Origin of the sequence: Microcoleus sp. FACHB-68, assembly GCF_014695715.1 — a bacterium.
Lineage (GTDB): Bacteria > Cyanobacteriota > Cyanobacteriia > Cyanobacteriales > Oscillatoriaceae > FACHB-68.
The window spans coordinates 1572743-1592596 of sequence record NZ_JACJOT010000008.1 but is presented as its reverse complement, the minus strand read 5'-3'; the positions used below and the strand labels follow the sequence as shown (position 1 = coordinate 1592596).

General features: G+C 46.1%; 6 protein-coding genes. 5 read left to right on the top strand and 1 reads right to left on the bottom strand.

The features are described 5' to 3' along the window. Window positions 1-54: 54 nt before the first annotated feature. The 5 genes from H6F73_RS15150 (at window position 55) to H6F73_RS15130 (ending at window position 9006) form a co-directional block, all read left to right on the top strand. Window positions 55-414, top strand: a complete 360-nt coding sequence (locus tag H6F73_RS15150) for a response regulator (protein ID WP_190759516.1) — start codon at window positions 55-57, stop codon at window positions 412-414. Between the two features lie 81 nt (window positions 415-495). Continuing rightward, window positions 496-1017, top strand: coding sequence for a chemotaxis protein CheW (locus H6F73_RS15145; RefSeq protein ID WP_190759515.1), 522 nt, complete (start codon window positions 496-498; stop codon window positions 1015-1017). A gap of 725 nt (window positions 1018-1742) precedes the next feature. Next, entirely contained in the window at window positions 1743-5330 is a 3588-nt protein-coding gene (locus H6F73_RS15140) for a PAS domain S-box protein (protein ID WP_190759514.1), read from the top strand. A 90-nt stretch (window positions 5331-5420) separates the two neighbouring features. Then, window positions 5421-8282: a hybrid sensor histidine kinase/response regulator gene (locus H6F73_RS15135; RefSeq protein WP_190759513.1), complete on the top strand. Its 2862-nt coding sequence runs from the start codon at window positions 5421-5423 to the stop codon at window positions 8280-8282. 205 nt (window positions 8283-8487) lie between these two features. Continuing rightward, window positions 8488-9006: a chemotaxis protein CheW gene (locus H6F73_RS15130; RefSeq protein WP_190759512.1), complete on the top strand. Its 519-nt coding sequence runs from the start codon at window positions 8488-8490 to the stop codon at window positions 9004-9006. Between the two features lie 65 nt (window positions 9007-9071). Here H6F73_RS15130 and H6F73_RS15125 read toward each other — a convergent pair whose 3' ends face one another. Further along, entirely contained in the window at window positions 9072-19826 is a 10755-nt protein-coding gene (locus H6F73_RS15125; protein ID WP_190759511.1) for a cadherin-like domain-containing protein, read from the bottom strand. Window positions 19827-19854 lie beyond the last annotated feature (28 nt).

Below are 19854 nucleotides of genomic sequence, written 5' to 3'. Positions count from 1 at the left end.
TTTTTCTGGTAGCAGAAAATTTGTAAGCAAAAGTTGATTAATAGGGAGCAAGCCATGTTAAAAGTTTTAGTCGTAGACGATGTTCCAAGTGAATTGGAGCTAATTTGCCGGATTTTACAAGAGGCGGGAATGAGTGTTATTCGTGCCGGTGATGGAGCGGAAGCGATTGCTAGCATCCGAAAAACCCCGCCGGATCTGGTTATTTTAGACGTTGTGATGCCTCGGATGAATGGATTTGAAGTGATCCGAGAGCTGCGAGAGAATCAAGAAACTAAAAACTTGCCGGTGGTATTTTGCACGCAAAAAAACACTGAGCTTGACCAAACTTGGGGGACAGATTTGGGAGCAGATGCCTATCTTGGTAAACCCTTTGAACCGCAACAATTGCTTAATATTGTGCGACGCTTGGCGTGAGAACAGCAAAAACTGCGGAAAGATGGGAAACCCAAAACCAAGCAATCAGAAAAAATTTAAAGCGGCAAATTTAAAAGCAGTATGAATGTATCTGTTTCTGCCGGCTCTAATTCAAACGGATCGGCAGGTTTCCACCACACGGCTACCACGCAGCAATTCCTACTTTTTGGGCAAGAAGGAAGTCTGTTTGCTGTTGAGCTAATCACCGTTCGAGAAGTGCTTTGCCTGAATGATCAATCGATTTCACCCATTCCTAATGCCCTCCCTTTTGTCTTAGGATTAACCAACTTGCGCGGTGAAATCTTGGCAGTGGGAGACTTTGGTCGCTTGATAGGAGCTGAACCTGTTGATACCCAACATTCTAATAGCCGAATCTTAGTCATAGAAGCACCAGAGCCTCAAGATGTGAGCTTAAGAGTGATGCGGATGGGATTAGCCGTTTCTCAGGTAGATGGGGTTTTGTCGCTGAATACAGAGGAAATTGTTTCTGCCGTAGAAGTGAGCGAAGAACTTGCTCCTCTACTAAAAGGTCTTTATGACTCTGAGGGACGGTTAGTGATGATTTTGGATGTTGAAGCGATCGCACAATCTGAACGCTGGTAAGCTGTAGGGTTTCATCATTAAAAGTCACTGAAAAATTAGCTAATAATCTTGAGAAAATTAAGAATGAGGTAGCTGCTAAATTTACGATTACATGGTTTAGCCTTAACTCAATAAATACGCTTTCTATTTTTCGCCGGCATTTCCAGCAAAATTGAGTGCGAATAAACAGAAAATGCTAAGCTTAAAATTAAAAAAAATTGAATTTATTTGTGAATTTATTAAAAATCTTAAATTCAGTCATGTGGGGTTGCAATAGCGATCAAGCTCAACCTTATTACTTTGCAGAAAAGCTGACTTTGAATCAAGAGATAGGATGGGGTATAAACCGGCATCCATAACTCTTCCCGTCCAGAGGGTAATCAAGGATGGGAGCTAACGGCTGCAATATTATTACAAAATTAAAAAATAGTTGGTAAAAAAGGTGGATAATTTATCGTTATTGTGTTAAAAAATCAGCCAGGGAAGTGTAAAGGGTGTGAAGTGCCGGCTAGGGCGGGATGACGGTGTGAGTCAGGGTGGATTCAGTGCAACAACCGCTTTACCTTGAAAAGTTAAAGGGGAAGCGTTAGATAACTTAGTGTTCTCTGAACTTAATATTTTGTAACTAAGTGATCAGTTAAAACATTTGGCAATTTAGATAATTTTACAAAATAATCAGTTTTTAAGATTTTATGCCGTTAAAGCGTTAAAAACTCCAGAGAAACATTCATTAAGGAGGCGAAAAAATGGAACAGATATATCCGCAAATTCAGGAAGCGCAGACCCCAAACCTTATTCCTTCACTCCAAACCTTTTCTCGAAAAGCCAGTGTAGCCGTTATTGTCATTGGCAGTATCGTCATTGTGGGTTGGATGTTAAACATCCCCACCCTCAAAACCGTATTGCCTGGGTTAGTCACGATGAAAGCCAACGCAGCAGCGTGCTTCATCCTGAGTGGCACAGCGTTGTGGCTATGGCACCGGCATCCCACCGACCAGTCTAAGCGCCTGTGGGCGCAAATCTTAGCCGGCACTGTTCTCGCCGTCGGTTTGCTGACCTTGCTCCAGTATGGCTTGGGGCGAAACTTCGGCATCGACGAACTTCTCTTTAAAGCTTCAACAGACACCTTTGGCACCTCTGCCCCAGGCCGAATGGCACCCAATACAGCCTTCAATTTTGTCATCTTGGGAGGGGCACTGCTGCTGTTGCTTGGACCCTATGCCTACTACCAGTCCATGCAAATTCTCAGCCTGATCGGCTTGTTGGTGGCATTGCTGGGGTTACTGGGTTACGTTTATCAAGTCAAAACCCTGTATGGCATTGGTTCCTATACCCAAATGGCCTTGCACGCTGCTTTAGGCTTTATCCTGCTGAGCTTAGGCATTTTGTTTGCTCGTCCAGATCGGGGATTAATGGTGATTGGCACCGCGAATAATGCCGGCGGTTTGATGGTGCGGCAACTGTCACCGGCAGTGATTGCAGTTCCACCGATTTTGGGTTGGTTGATTTTAAACGGCTATCGTGCCAAGTCTTACGACACCGAAGTCGCTATTTCCTTGCTGGCGAGCCTGAATATCGTCGTTTTTGCCGGCCTGATTTGGTGGAATGCCAAATCCCTAGGATTGCTGGATAATCAACGTCAGCAAGCAGAAGCGGATCTTCGTAAACTCAATGAGGAACTCGAAGCGCGTATCAGCGAACGCAGCAATGAATTAAGCCGTTCTACCGAAGAACGCGATCGCTTCTTTACCCTTTCCCTAGATTTGCTGTGCATCGCCGGCTTTGATGGTGCCTTCAAGCGTCTCAACCCCAGTTGGACAAGGACTTTAGGCTATACCACAGAGGAACTGATAGGCCGGCCTTTTGTGGAGTTTGTCCATCCCGACGACCAAGCGGCAACCCTTGCTGAATCTGAAAAATTATCGACAGGGACTGACACCCTATCTTTTCAAAATCGCTATCGCTGCAAAGATGGCTCCTATCGATGGTTGTCTTGGAATGCGTTTGCTTCTGTCGAACATCAATTGATCTACGCCATCGCCCGCGATATTACCGACAGCAAACAGGCAGAAGACGCCCTGCGCCAAAAAGAAGAGCGCTATCGCTCTTTAGTCGCCGCGACTTCTCAAATCGTTTGGTCTACCAATGCCGAAGGTGAATTTATCACAGAACAGACTGAGTGGACTGCTTTCACCGGCCAAACTTATAGCGAACACAAAGGATGGGGGTGGCTGGGCGCTATTCACCCCGAAGACCGTGCCCACACCTCACAAGGGTGGTCTGTTGCCTTGACTAAACGCAGCGTTTATGAAGTAGAGCATCGGTTGCGCCGGCACGACGGTATATACAGATATATGAGCGTTCGGGCTGTGCCAATCCTAGAGCATGACGGCAGAGTTCGAGAGTGGGTTGGTGTCCACGATGACATCACCGAACGCAAACAAGCAGAAACCGAATTGCAGCAAGCAGCCGCTGAATTAGCGCGTTCCGAGGCGGATCTGCGCCAGCAAACCCAAATTTTGCAGTCTGTCCTCAACAGCATGGGGGATGCGGTAATGGTGGCCGATCAAAATGGCAAGTTTTTGCTATTCAACCCTGCAGCAGAAAAAATAATGGGGGTTAGCTTAGGTGAGAAGACGATAACCCCAAACAAATGGTCAGAGCAATACGGCTTGTATTTACCTGATGGAGTAACGCGCTACCCAGATGCCGATTTACCCCTAGCTAGAGCAATCCGGGGAGAAGTCGTTGACAATTGCGAATTATTAATCCGTCATGCCGGTGCACCAGAAGGCATTTGGGCGAGAGTTAATGGCAGCCCCCTAAAAGATGAAACGGGTGTGGCGAAAGGTGGCGTTGTTGTTTTCTATGATATAACGTCGGCCAAGGAAGCCCAAGAACGCCTGCAACAGTTGGCTGGCGAGCAGGAACGATTGTTGCAAGAGCTGAAAAACCGCCAAAATGCCCTGGATGAGGCAGCCATTGTCAGCGAAACCGATGCAAAAGGAACAATCACATTTGCCAATGACAAATTTTGTGAAATTTCAGGTTATTCACAGGAAGAACTGATCGGGCAAAACCATCGGATTCTCAATGCTGGCTATCACTCCAGCGCGTTTTTTAAAGAGATGTGGACAACGATCTCTCGTGGGAGAGTTTGGAAAGCAGAAATCAAAAATAAGCGCAAAGATGGCTCATTGTATTGGGTAGACACAACCATCGCGCCGATCTTTGATCCCTTCGGCAAGATCGTTAGATATATTAGCATTCGTTTCGATATTACCGAGCGTCAATTTGCTGAGGAACAACTGGAAAAACTCGCTGCCGAACGCAAAGCTGAAGCAGATTCGCTTACACAGCAAGCGCTGAAACTGTTAAATGAAGTGAAAGGGGCCGCTAAAGGAGATTTAACAGTCAGAGCTGAAGTGAATAATGATAGCTTGGGAGCGATTGCGGATTCTTTTAATTTTCTGATCAGTTCTTTGAGAAAAGTTGTTATCGGTATTCAGGATGTGGCAAATCAAGTTCGTTCTGCCACGAGTGAATCGATTACCAACACAGATGAATTAGCCACACAAGCTCGGATGCAAGCGCAGCAAATTGAGGGAGCACTCAAACAAATTGAGCGAATGGTTAATTCGATTAAAGATGTTTGTGATGTTTCCAACCGCACCGAACAAGTTGCCCAGCAGGCATCCGAAACAGCCGGTGCCGGCGGCGTTGCGGTTGATCGGGCAGTTGAAGGAATTAATACGCTCCGCCAAACGATTGCCCAAACCTCTAAAATGATGAAACGCTTGGGTGAGTCTTCACAACAAATTGGGAAAATTGTTACCTCTATTTCTCAAATTGCTGCACAAACAAACCTACTGGCTTTGAATGCAACGATTGAAGCGGCACGTGCCGGCGAACAGGGGCAAGGTTTCGCGGTTGTTGCGGAAGAAGTGCGAAAATTAGCGGAACGTTCTGGCAGTGCGACTGAGGAAATTTCCGAGATTGTCGAGCAAATTCGCAGCGAAATTGGACGGGTGATGCAGGCAATGGAAGCCGGCACTCAAGAAGTCGTTGCCGGCACGCAATTAGCAACAGAAGCCAAAACTTATTTAATTGCTATCATTGAAGTCAGCCGGCAAATTAATGCCCTTGTCCAAAACATTACCCGTGCTGCTACTAAGCAGGTAACTTTTGCCGAAGAAATTGCCAGCAGTATGCAACAAGTTAACACAATTTCCTCCACCACTGCGGAAAAATCTTTGGAAGTTCGCACTTCCCTTGATGGGTTAGCTGTTACAGTCACTAAACTCCAAAGTTCTGTGGCGAATTTTCGTAGTTAGCGATTAAACTGATTGCAAAATCGCTAATAATTTTGCAATCAGTTCGCCCTCGCAATTCTCAGACGAAAGACAAATGAGCAATAAAATCTCATGAACTCTGAAGATTTTCATCAGCTAATTGGTGCATTTTTTGGCGAAACTCAGGAATTTCTCCAATTGCTAGAGACAAATTTATTAGCGATGGAAAGCAGCAGCGCCAGTGACGTTCGCTTGCAATTGGTCAAGGAAATGTTTCGCGCCGCTCATTCCATTAAGGGATCGGCTTTAATGTTTGGCTTTGAAGAACTTGCCAAAGCGGCTCATGTACTGGAAGATTGCTTCGCCATTGTGCGTGATGGAACAAATATATCGAACCTCAACCAAGCAACGATTACAGCTTTACTGGAAGGAGTGGATCACCTTAAAAAAATCACCAGTAAATCTTCGTCAGGAGACGGCAATATAGAAGAAGATTTTAAAGCAATTGCTCAGATTAAAGAACAGTTAGAAACTGAATTTGGCAAAAAAACTACCCCTGCTGTATCGGCTGCTAAAAATCCTGCCGGTGCCGGCCTGCTTAAAGCCATCTTTGAAAATGAAGTTCCGCCGATTATCAATCGCTTAGAATCAGAAATTTCCCAAGCGCAAACAGAGACTTTAGACAAAACTTTAGTTGTTATTAATGAAATTTATTATCAGCTTTCCGGGCTATCGGGAATGCTGCAATTGCCCGAATTTGGAGAAATTACTGACCGCTTGCGCCCTTTAATTGATGCTCCTAATCTCAGTTTAGAACAGTTGAAGTCTTCAGGATGGGCGGTTGCACAAAATTTGCAAACGGCCCGTGAGCAAATATGTGCTGGGCAGGCGATTAATGTGCCGGCAGCCGTTGCAGAAGTACAGGTGGAGGCAGATTTAGTTTCCACCCAGATCCCAGAAGCTGAGGTGCTAAAAACTGAAGAAAAAATCATTCCAGCAGAAGAAACCGTTGTCATTCCGCAACCCCAACCCCCAGCACCGAATCCTATCTCGTCAACCACAGTACAGCGACCAACGATTCGGATTGATTTGGAACGCCTGACTGAGCTGGTAAATTTGGTCGGCGAATTGGTGATTAATCGAACAAATTTAGAACTTCAAGAATCACAATTACGCTCAGAAGTCAAGCGAATTCGCCGGAAGATTTTAGATTTAAATCACTACGGCGGTCAACTGCGGGAAGAGTATGATCGGATGAGTATAGGAGATGGAGAGTGGAGAGTTAAAAATGAAGAAATAGGTTTAAAAAAATCTGCCTTATCAATTCTTAATTCGGTATTCGATAGTTTGGAGATGGATGAATATACAGAATTCCACTCCACAGCTCAAGAAGTGATAGAAACCACTCAAGCAATCTCCCAATCAGCGAGTAAAATTGATGAGTTAGCCAGCAAATTTGAGCGCAGTACCGATCATTTACGTCGCATTACAGACCAACTGCGGTCACGAGTGATGCAACTGCGGGTGGTGGCGTTTAGTCGGGCGGTGGATCATGTGCCTAGAGCATTGCGAGATTTGTGCCAAGCCTACAATAAAGAAGTGAATTTGCTGCTGTTGGGACGCGATACAAAAATTGATGAAAGCTTGCTTGATGCTTTGCGTGATCCTTTAGTGCATTTGGTTCGTAACGCCTTTGATCACGGAATTGAACCGCCGGAGGTTCGCAAGTCCGTCGGGAAACCGGCAAGTGGCCAAATTGAAATTGAAGCGCGTCATCAAGGCGGTCAAACCATTATTACGGTCACGGATGATGGTAAAGGCATTGATCCAGAAGCCATTCGCCGGCAAATTGTGGCAAAAGAGTTTATGACGGTGGAACAAGCGCAAGAGCTTTCCACGGCTGAACTCTATGAATTTCTCTTTTGGCCTGGGTTTAGCACAGTGGATAAAGTGCAGGATCTTTCCGGTCGAGGTGTGGGTTTGGATGTGGTTCGCACCAATCTGCGGCAGGTGCGGGGAACGGTGAAAGTAGACTCACGTCCGGGGAAAGGCACCAGTTTTATTTTGAAGCTACCGCTAATGCTTTCCATCACGGAGGCGTTGCTGGTGAAAACGGATCGCAATACCGTTGCGGTGCCTTTGGATGCGGTGGAAGAGATTTTGCACCTTCAAGCTCATCAAGTCCACAGGGCCGGCACCCAACCGATGGTGCGCTGGCGGGATGAATTTGTTCGCTTGGTGCGTTTACAGGAGTTGATTCACTACAGCATTCTTCATCCTGATGGCCCTTCTCCCGATCCCATCGCTCAAGATTACATCCCTGTATTGGTTTTAGCGTCTAGTGAAGGGATTTTGGCAACGGCTGTTGAGCGCATTGTGGGTCAGCAGGAAATTGTCGTAAAACCCTTGCCGGCCCCCTTGTCTAAGCCTCATGGGGTGGTTGGCTGTACGATTTTGGGGGATGGTCGGGTGGTCACGATTCTGGATGTGGATGATTTAGTCAGTCAATTTCAGACGAGAAATGCCACAGCCGTTGCGGTTCCCGATAAGCGACCAACAGCCGGCCATGCTAGACAGGCGGCGACGGTGCCGGTGTTGCCTCCTTCTAAGTCACAGCCGCAAATTTTAGTGGTGGATGATTCTTACGCGATCCGCCAACTCCTAGGACTTGCGTTAACACGCGCACGCTATCGGGTGGTTCAGGCGAAAGATGGTCAAGATGCTTTAGAAAAATTGCAGACAAATGTGGATTTCTCTTTAGTGATTGCTGATATTGAAATGCCACGAATGGATGGATTTGAATTGTTACGTGAGATTAAGTCTGATCCCAAGTTTGCTGCTATCCCTGTGGCGATGCTCACTTCCCGCAGTGGGGCGAAACATCGGCAAACGGCTTTGGAATTAGGGGCTTCTCATTATTTTACGAAGCCTTATAGTGAGCCACATTTATTAGAAGTGATTGCTCAATTGATTGCCGGTTATGTTAAGTCCTGAGTCCTGAGTTCTGAGTGAAAGAGTTAAAGAGTGAAGGAGTGAAGGAGTGAGTTAAAAAGGTTTTTTTTTTACCGCAGATGCACGCAGATAAACGCAGATGATAGCGCAGCGTGCCGTTAGGCATAGAGGATGGTTTAATGTGTTTATGTAAGACGGTTTTTACAAGCGAAGTTTTCATAGTTATTCCACTTACTTATCAATAACAATGAATAGTCCTAAGTACAGCCGCCGATTTCGCACTAGGCACGATGAACGCTCTCGAATAGCAGTTCAGAAACTTGTTACCTTTCAATTGGGAAGCGAATACTATGCGATTCCGATTGAGCGGGTTCAGCGTGTTCTTAAGGAATTTACTGCTCACGGGACACTTCAAACCGGCTGCCGGTTGGTACGAGACCACGATGAAACGATTACAATTATTGATTTATCAACGCTATTTATTAGCAGTCATGATGAGCGAGAACGTCACTATCTCATCGTCTGCACTGTTTATCAGGGCGAACGGCTTGGGATTCCTATTCCGGAAATGCCGGCTATTTTGGAAGTACCGAAAGACCAATTTAGTGAAATTCCGGAATTATACCGGCAAGGCAACCTCGCACCAGCTATCCAAAACCTAATTAACACACCGGAAGGTAAAGTATTCTTTTACATTAACCTTGATCTGTTAATTCAAGAAGTCCTCCCTAATCTACACAATGAGCGCGAGAAACTAAACCTTTAGTAAGCATCTTAAAATCTCCCATTTATTACTATCAAGCTGTTAACTGTATGTCTGAATTTCAGCCTCTATCCAATCAAGCCGGCACGACCTTCAAACCGGCCAAACCGTTTGAAATGTTCAAACCCATTGCTGTAAACTCCAGCCGCCACAGCAGCCGCTACATCTGCATTTGCTGCTAAATAAGCCGCTTCATTAAACTGCAAAAACTGCGAGTCGCGCCCAGCTTGTAAACCCACCTTCAGGAATTGTTCAAACCCACTGCGGTATTCTCCAGCAGCGACAGCCTCCGCTACGTCTGGGTTTTCAGCCAAATAGCGCCGGCTATCGAATAAAGCGCTGGGATTGCGCCCTTCAAACAAACCATGCTCAACAAAGTGTTCAAACCCACTGCGATAAATGCCGGCAGCTACAGCCTCAGCCACATCAGCATTTTCTGCTAAATAGAATTTTTCATCAAATAAATTGCTAGGATTTCGCCCTTCAGCTTGTCCATAGCGTTCGTAATGTTCAAACCCACTACGGTACACACCTTTATCAACTGCTTCTTGAACATCTGGATTATTGGCAAGATAGAAGCGTTCATCAAATAATAAGAATCGGGAATCGCGGCCTTCAAATAAACCAAATTGCAAGAAGTGTTCTAACCCGCTGACATAGCTTCCCTGCGCGACTGCATAGGCGACATCAGGGTTTTCAGCAAGATAAGTTTCTTCGTTAAAGAATAAGGAAATTAAGCCTCGCCCTTGCGGCGGCGCAAATTTGAGAAAGTGTTCTAACCCTGTGTTAAAATCGCCGTTTGCAATGGCTTCTCTGACATCTGGGTTCTCAGCTAAGTAAACATTTTCATCGAAGAATAAAGCCACTGCTCCTCGACCGGCAGTTGATAAATACTCGGTCATGCTTTCAAAAGCAAACATTTGCTTACTCAGCAATATTTGAGGCGAACTTCCCTCAAATAAGCCGATTTTTAGGAAATGCTCAAATCCAGAATGATAAGTGCCGGCAGCCACAGCAGCAGCCACTTCAGGATTTTGGGTGAGATAGGCTTGGTTATCGAATAAAGCGCTAGGATTTAAGCCGGCAAATAAACCAACTTGGATGAAATGCTCAAACGCAGAACGATAAGTGCCGGCAGCGACAGCAGCAGCCACTTCAGGATTTTGGGCAAGATAATAGCTTTCGTTAAACAGAATACTGGGGTTTCTTCCCTCAAATTGACCGTGCTTGATGAAATGTTCGTAGCCACTATCATAGACACCGCTTTCAATGGCTTCGGCAACATCAAGGTTCATCGTTCGATAATAGGCTTCATCAAACAGCAGCAATTTTAGATCGCGTTCTTCAAACAATCCGTGCTGAATAAAGTGTTCAAAACCGCTCTGATAAACACCGGCAGCGATGGCTTCGGCAACGTCAGCATTGGCGGATACATATTGCTGATTATCGAAGAGTTCGCTGGGATTGCGACCTTCAAATAATCCAAAATCTAAGAAATGTTCAAAGCCGGTGTGATAAACGCCTTTTGCAACCGCTTCGGCAACGTCAGGGTTATTAGCAAGATAGTAGTTTTCATCAAAGAATAAGTTGATAAAATCTCGCTGACGAGTTGCGAAATACTGGAAGAAATTTTCAAAGTAATACGCACCAGAACCGGCATTTGGCGTTGTCCCCGGCTGGTTATTCGGCAGTGGAGACTCGGAAGGAATTGGTATGGGAGTGGGAATGGGTGCCGGTTCCGGAGAAGGCGTGGGGATGGGTGTTGGTTCCGGTGTCGGAATCGGTGTGGGAATTGGTGTTGGCGTCGGTTCCGGTGTCGGAATTGGTGTGGGAATTGGCGTCGGTTCCGGTGTCGGAATTGGTGTGGGAGTTGGTTCCGGTGTCGGAATTGGTGTAGGAGTTGGTTCCGGTGTCGGAATTGGTGTGGGAGTTGGTTCCGGTGTGGGTGTGGGAATTGGCGTCGGTTCCGGTGTCGGAATCGGTGTGGGAATTGGCGTCGGTTCCGGTGTCGGTTCCGGTGTCGGAATTGGTGTGGGAGTTGGTTCCGGTGTGGGTGTGGGAATTGGATTGATAGTAAGGGTGACAATGCCGGTGTCTATGCCGCCTTTGCCGTCGCTGATGTTGTAGGTAAAGCTATCGCTGCCGGCAAAGTTGGAATTGGGGGTGTAGGAGAAGGTGCCGTCGCCATTGCTTAGCAAGATGCCGTTGCTGGGTTGAGTAAAACTTGCAATTGTTAGCGGATCTCCGTCGGCATCGGTATCATTTGCTAGTACGTTAATTGTCGTTGCCGGCGCATTTTCATTCAGCGTTAAGCTATCGTTGTTGGCTGCCGGCGCAACATTCACAGGATTTATTGTGATGTTAAATGTATTGCTGAGTGATCCGCCGGCACCATCAGAAACGGTGAAGTTAAAACTGTCGCTTGTCGTTTCACTTCCGTTGTGGGTGTAGGAAAGCAAGCTATTATTAATATCTGTTTGGGTAAAAATATCGCCAATTTTTAGCGCCACGCCATTTAAGTTTAACGCACCATTTATCGGCAAATTTGTCAGCGTGTAAGTGAGCTGGTTATTTTCTGCATCAGTTACGTTTAACTGGCTATTGGTAAGGGTAAAACTTCCCGCTTCGAGCAGTGTAATGCCGGCATTGCTTGCTAAAACGGGTGCGTCATTTACCGGGTTGACAGTAATATTAAACGTTGTGCTGTTAATACTGCCGCCGGCACCATCAGAAACGGTGAAAGTGAAACTATCGGGAGTCGTTTCTCCGCCGTTGTGTGTGTAAGTAATGCGGTTGTTATCAATATCGTCTTGGGTGAAACTGGTTGTGACGACTCCATTTAATAACAGAGTGCCGTTAGTTGGGGAAGCCGTGACTGTGTAAATTAACTGTGTCGGCAGGTTATCTGCATCGGTTGTTTGTAATAGTCCAGAAGTGAGAATGACATCGGCACCTTCATTTAAAGTTAAGCCGGCATTTCTCGCCAACACCGGCACTGCATTTGCCTCGTTAACGGTAATGGAGACAGTCACAGCATTAGAATTCAACAAACCGTCGTTTACTTGATAGGTGAAGCTGTCGTTTCCGATAAAATCGGCATTCGGTGTGTAGGTAAAGGAACCGTTAGAATCTAAGCTCAGTGTGCCATTATTTGTTTCCGTTATTAGTACCGCTGTTAAGGGGTTATTTTCAACATCGCTATCGTTGGCTAAAATTCCGGTGCCGGCGGCTATGGTGAGGGGGAGATTTTTGTTAGTGCTATAGCTGTCATTCACAGCAACCGGCGCGTCATTAACCGGGTTTACCGTAAGGGTAATCGTGGCAATATTTGAATTGGCAGTACCATCACTTGCTTGATAAGTAAAGCTATCTGTGCCGGCAAAGTTTGCGTTGGGAGTGTAGGTGAAAGTGCCGTTTGCATTGAAAACAACTGTGCCGTTATTTGGGTTGGTTACTAATGGTGCTGTTAGGGAGTTATTTTCTGCATCCGTATCGTTGGTTAAAACACTGTTTGCCAAAGTAACGGTGAGGGGAGTATCTTCGGTTGCAATATAACTGTCGTTATTAGCTGCCGGCGTATCATTTACAGGCGTGATATTAATTGCAAAAGTTGCAGCATTCAACGTATTTGCACCATCGCTTACTGTAAAAGTAAAACTGTCAGTTGTGGTTTCGCTGCCGTTGTGTAAGTAGGTGACACGGTTGTTATTGATATCGTCTTGCGTGAAGCTGGTTGTGGCGACTCCATTTAAGAATAAAGTGCCGTTAGTTGGTGAATTGGTAACGCTGTAAATCAGTTGTGCCGGCGCAGTATCAACATCTGTTACTTGTAATACTCCTGATGAAACATTTGCACTTGTTCCTTCATTTAAAGTTAAGCCGGCATTGGTTGATAAAACCGGCACATCGTTTACCGCATTGATGGTGAAGTTAAACGTAGAAGCGCTTAGGGTATTTGTGCCATCAGAAACCGTAAAAGTAAAGCTGTCAGATGCGGTTTCATTTGCAGAGTGCAGATAAGTGATGCGGTTGTTGTTGATATCGTCTTGGGTGAAGCTGGTTGTGGCGACGTTGTTTAAGAATAAAGTGCCGTTAGTTGGTGAATTGGTAACGCTGTAAATCAGTTGTGCCGGCGCAGTATCACTATCCGTTACTTGTAATGTGCCGGTGTTAATAATTCCACTCGTACCTTCATTTAAAGTTAAGCCGGCATTTGTGGCTAAAACCGGCACATCGTTTACTGCATTGATAACGAAGTTAAACGTAGAAGCGCCTACGGTATTTGTGCCATCAGAAACCGTGAAGATAAAGCTGTCTGTACTCGTTTCGCTTCCCGAATGCAAATAAGTGACACGGTTGTTATTGATATCGTCTTGCGTGAAGCTGGTTGTGGCGACGTTGTTTAAGAATAAAGTACCGTTAATTGGTGAATTGGTAACACTGTAAATCAGTTGTGCCGGCGCAGTATCAACATCTGTTACTTGTAATACTCCTGATGAGACATTTGCGCTTCCACCTTCAGTTAAAGTTAAGCCGGCATTGGTTGATAAAACCGGCGCATCGTTAACTGCATTGATGGTTAAATTAAACGTGGAAGCGCCTACGGTATTTGTGCCATCAGAAACCGTAAAAGTAAAGCTGTCAGATGCGGTTTCATTTCCAGAGTGCAGATAAGTGATGCGGTTGTTATCGATATCGTCTTGGGTGAAGCTGGTTGTAGCGACTCCATTTAAGAATAAACTGCCGTTGGTTGGTGAATTGGTAACCGTGTAAATCAGTTGTGCCGGCGCAGTATCACTATCCGTTACTTGTAATGTGCCGGTGTTAATAACTCCACTCGTACCTTCATTTAAAGTTAAGCCGGCATTTGTGGCTAAAACCGGCGCATCGTTTACTGCATTGATAACGAAGTTAAACGTAGAAGCGCCTAGGGTATTTGTACCATCAGAAACCGTGAAGATAAAGCTGTCTGTACTCGTTTCGCTTCCCGAATGCAAATAAGTAATGCGGTTATTATTGATATCGTCTTGCGTGAAGCTGGTTGTGGCGACGTTGTTTAAGAATAAAGTGCCGTTAGTTGGTGAATTGGTAACGCTGTAAATCAGTTGTGCCGGCGCAGTATCAACATCTGTTACTTGTAATACTCCTGATGAGAGAGTTGTGCTACTACCTTCAGTTAAAGTTAAGCCGGCATTGGTTGATAAAACCGGCGCATCGTTAACTGCATTGATGGTTAAATTAAACGTGGAAGCGCCTACGGTATTTGTGCCATCAGAAACCGTAAAAGTAAAGCTGTCAGATGCGGTTTCATTTCCAGAGTGCAGATAAGTGATGCGGTTGTTACTGATATCGTCTTGGGTGAAGCTGGTTGTGGCGACGTTGTTTAAGAATAAAGTGCCGTTAGTTGGTGAATTGCTAACCGTGTAAATCAGTTGTGCCGGCGCAGTATCACTATCCGTTACTTGTAATGTGCCGGTGTTAATAATTCCACTCGTACCTTCAGTTAAAGTTAAGCCGGCATTTGTGGCTAAAACCGGCGCATCGTTTACTGCATCAACGGTTAAATTAAAGCTTGTGCTGTTAATTGCGATGCCGTCGTTAACATTAATTGTAATTGTGGCGTTGCCATTTTGATTCGCGGCGGGAGTCATGGTGACAGTGCGGTTATTTCCCGATCCGCCAAACGCGATATTTGCATCGGGAATTAAAGTTGTATTAGATGAAATTGCAGTCAAAATTAAAGCATCTGCTGCGGTTTCAATATCCCCAATTGTGAAAGTAATGGGAGTGGTTGTAGTGTCTTCATTTGTGGTTTGAGGTGCGATGGCGCTGATCGTTGGCGCGTCGTTTACTGCCGTCAGATTAATGGCTTTATTTACCGGCAGTCCAATTCCTGTATCTCCATCCGTCATTTGGAATTGTAAGGTGCGGGAAGCAGTTGAGGGGTTTTCTGAACTGTTTTGATAGGTGATATTTTGCAGCAATGCCGAAACTGAGGTGATATTAGCATTGCTGTTGAAATTAATGACTAAAGGTGTCGTGCCATTTGTCCCGCCGCTAAAGGTAGCAATTGCGACTCCTCCATAACTTACCACATTACCGACAATGCTTATTTGACCGGCACCTGTTCCTTGGTTACGAATGGATAAACTATCCTCGGCTAAACCTGTCGCGCTGGCAAATTGTACGGTTAAAACACCGCCATTAAAATCAGGTGAATCTGGATCGGTTACAGTCGCGCCGGCATCCACTAATACTGAACCACTATTTTCAGTATAATTGAGCGGGCCGGTTGAAAAGTTAATCGTTGGTGGGGTTGATTCATTATCGGTAATGTTGGCATTAACCGAAGCGATAGTAATGCCGTTGTATCGCGAATCGGAACTGCTAGCAACGTGATTAATAGTACCGATATGGTTGCCTTCAAGAGTCGTATCATCAACGGCAGAAACCGTAACAGTTTGCGCTATATTCCAGTTATTGATATCAAACGTTAAAAATGGGTTGCTAACACTTGTTTGCCCAAAAGCTGTCCCTAAATTAATCGTCACCGGCGCTGTAACTGGAGTTTTTAAGACAACTGTATAAGTATCCGTGACTCCGCCTTCCGCAATATTTGTATTTCCCCCAGATTCGGTAATCACAACTTCCGGAATTGCATATACCGAATTTTGCGCTCTTGGGGTGCCATGAATCGCATTATTACCGGCATCTAACCCATTTTGAATTAAGCCGGTATTTGTTAACCAATTGCCATCAATATCAGCAGAAGTCGGATCGATCCTCTCCATTGTAAACCGAACAGTTGCTGCTGTGTTAGAACCTGCCGGCCATGCACCTCCATTTCCATTAGCGGTGTCAATCGTATTGCCGGCACTTTCTCTTAAAACTAAAGAGATTCCGCCGGTATTATTAATTCCACCTGTAAAAATAGCATCCGCTGCAATATTGCTAACAGTTGTATTTGCTGTGCGCTCTAAAAGGAAATATCCACCCGCTGCAATAACTCCATTTTGAATAGTATAATTAAGTGTTCCTCCCCCCGAACTTTGTAATGTCCAGCCGGTGAGGTCAATTGCATTATTTGTTGGGTTATAAAGTTCGATCCATTCATCCGTCGCCGCAGCCTGCGTTCCCATCCAAGCAACTTCGTTAATAACCACCGCAAGTGGCGGCACATCTACTGTATGAACCGTGCCAGAAACCGTGCCGGTGGTTGCTAAAGGTAATAAACTTGTGTTGCCGGCAGCCGTAATATTTGCCGTTGTTAAATTAAAGGTTAAGCGATCACCGGCGAGTAAATTATTAACTCCGGTACTCAATAAATAATTACTCGTTCCAACCGGCGCTGTAATATTGCTAAATGTCAAACCATCCGCAATATTTACCGGACTTTCAACCGTTCCCACTACCACATCACCGGCATCATCGACACCGTTATTATTGGCATCTTGAACTAGCCGCAAGCCGGTAAAATCTGTATTCGCAATGCCAGTTTGTGAGGCAGTGAATGTGAGATTGCTTATGTTAATAGGTTCATTCGTAGCAGTGAGACGGAAGCGGTGCAAAACAGTCCCCGCCGGCACAAGTGAAGTTGGTGCAGCAAATTGATCGCTAACTTGAGCGGAAATATGTTCTGCTAAAGCCAACTGTCCAATATTATTAGACGTGCCAAGTGTTGCCGCTTGCTTGCGAAAGTCAATAGCATCATTGCCATTCGGTACACGAGCAACTGCTTCATTCGTAACCCCCGTTGCAACGCCACTAGGCGCACCGGCACCACCCACAATTACTTGATCAATAATCGTGCCGGTGTGATCTTTAATCACCAGCGTAATATTATCGTTCATCGCGCCGGTGCCAATTACATCTCCCAATACGAGATAATCTCCCGCAGCAGTATTCGTGAAGCTACCACCACCGGCACTGATGTAATTAGAAAACTGAAATGCACCGTTATTACTCAAACTGCCGAAAACATTGGTGCCGTCAAGAAGTTCAATTGTCCAGTTTGTTAAGTCTAAACCGGCTTGCCTGATGTAAAGTTCCACCCATTCATCGGTGCCGGCAGTAATCGCACCAGCACCCACAACACCATTAAAATTATTGCTACTCCAGTCTCGCTGAGGATCGGTAACCGCTTCATTGATCAGTACCGAACCGGCAGCGTAGGGAACAGCAGTCACATTAACCGCAATAGAATTCGATGCCGTTAAAGCGCCTCCCGTGCCGGTGTTCCCCAAGTCACTGACACTAAGGTTAATGTTATCAATTCCGAAATAATTTGCATTGCCTTGATATGTGAGATTGGCAAGTGCGCTATTAATATTCGTGAGAGATCCCGTAAAAGTCATGCTGCCATCAGCCGTACCATCACCTGTTGAAAAAGTGAGGCTAGTAAGCGTACCAAATGTGAGAGTTCCATTGGTGGCAGAAAGCGTAACTTGTAAATTGCCCGTGCCGGCATCAATATCGCTTAGACTAATGCCGGCAATTGCTGAATTTGTGTTTTGGTTAATCGTTTGAGCGCCAGGAACCGTGAGAACCGGCGCATCATTCACGGCATTTACGGTAATGCTGGCGGTTTCCGTTGCGGTGCTAAAAGAAGCTAATCCGCCAGTTCCCAGAGTCGTAATATTTGCCGTAGTGCCGTTGGTGCCGGTTGTGCCATCCCAAGCGCGGAATGTGATATTACCCGCAACGCCGTTGTAATTGGCATTCGGGCTAAACCGAATTCGGGTATTCGCATCTGCCGTCAAAAGCATCGCTGCGCTTTCAGAGGGAGTGCCTAAACTTGTCCAAGTGGTGCCGTCAGTAGAATACTGCCAAATTCCGTTGGTGGTGTCTAACCCTGTCACAGCAATGCCTTCTGGATCGGCAGAGTCTAAGTCAGTGATGCTGCTGCCAATCAGGGTAGAAACCAGTGTGCCGGTGTTGATGATCGGATCTTCGTTAATAGTTGTGAGAGTCGGGTTGCCGGTGTTATCCAGCACAGGGGCGCTATTCACGGAAAATGCTGCAACCTGTGTGGCAAGCTGAAGAAAACCGGCCCCATAGTTGTTATCGCTGATTAAAATAAGCGAGCGCTTCCCACTCGGCAAGGTCGGGCCAAGTGTCATCCCTTCAAAATTATTAATCGGAAAACCCGCTGTTGTCTGAAAATCGGCAACCAACGTTTTCTGAGCCGCTGTAGGACTGCCGGTGAGGGCGTTTAAGCCTGAAATATCTGTCGCACCCGTTAAGGATACTTGGTATAAGCGCAAGCTGCCCGTTTGGGCTGCTGGGTTCATTGAGCGTTCCAGCACGAGCAGGGTTGTGTTATCAAGCGCTAATATCTCGGAAATTCCATTACCGGCATCCGTGTTGTAGAGATATTCTGCGCCGGCTGTGCTAGTGCCCAAATTGTAGGTCAAAATCCGGGAAGGAGTGCCGGTGGAAGCGGTGGGAACTGCACCGTCTTGTTTTAAGGCGTTTTCCGTTGCTGTAAACAAAAATTGCCCAGTGGGACTGATACTGAGGCTTTCAAAGGCGGCGTTGCTGACAATGCCACTGGTGCCGGCGGTTGCAGTAAACTTGCTAGGAACCGGCAAAGCTGAGGTTTGAACGCCGGTTGCAATATTAAATTGATTGATAAACGGCTGTGCTGTAGGCGTGGTGCCGCTAAAAACCCCTTCTGAAGCAATAAATGCAGTTGCCCCACCGGGTGCAAGGGCAATTCCTTCGGTATCACTGGTGTTCGCAGCAAAGGCAGTCGGATTTCCCAGTAATGTCACCCCTGTTGCCGTTGCGCCTCCGGCTGCCAGGGTTCCAGAACTGACATTTATATTAAAAGTATAAAAGCGAACCGGGCCAGTTCCGTTGTTGCGAGCATCAGCAATCACATAATATTGATTGTTCGCACTATTATAAGTAATGCCCGACAACCCACCGATTAACGTGCCCCCAAAGGTTGCGTCTGCAGCAAAGGTGGATTGCCCGATTGAATCGATAATGGCAAAAACCGAGTCATAAGCTGACCTGGCCGGCTCGTTAAATGCCAAGTCTGTTTCAATGCTGCCAGCCCCGTATTCCAGTAACCAATCTCCGCCTTCTATTGCGCTGCCGGTTTTATCTGTGGAGGCGGCAACATCCGCGCCGGTTAATTCCCCCAGTTTTTCGACAAAAGCTTCACCTTGCGTCCCTGATGCCACATCACAGCCGTAGATCAGGATGTCTGCATCTGGGTTCAGGGCATTTGCCCACTGTTGGGTTTCAGCAATACCGGCCAAATTTAAAGTTGAGTTGCCTAATCTCAAACTTCCGGGTTCACCGTGGGAGACAATGTGAAGCGCAGAGATATCAGCACGATGCGCTAAAACTTCACTAATTTGATCTGTGCCGTTGCGGTTGGCGTCAAGGATGACAACTTCTGCCCCAGGCTGAATGCCGGCAACCAAACTCTGGTAATCTTCAACGGCTGCGTCAACAAAAATAATCTCGCGAACCGCCGGCACATCTGCCGGTTTACCCAGTAGCAAATTGCCGGCACTCCTCATTTCCCGCAGATCAATTCCTGTTAGCGGATCTTGCCCCCCGATGGGATTGGCGACGGCAGATGTGTTCGGTAAATAATTGACATTTGGAAAAACTTGTGCATCAAATTCTTCGATGCTTTCTATTAAGGAAAAAAAGAAATTGTTAGGCGCACTTCCAACTGCCGATGGCGAAAACGGCTGAATTCCAAAGGACAAGACACCGCCGGCATCTGCTGGCAGTAAATTGGGAGTGTGATCCAGCGTTTGGTTCCCAAAAGACAGCAGATTTTCATCGAACAGTGGCATCATCCTCTATCCTTACCCTTAGTAGCTGCAC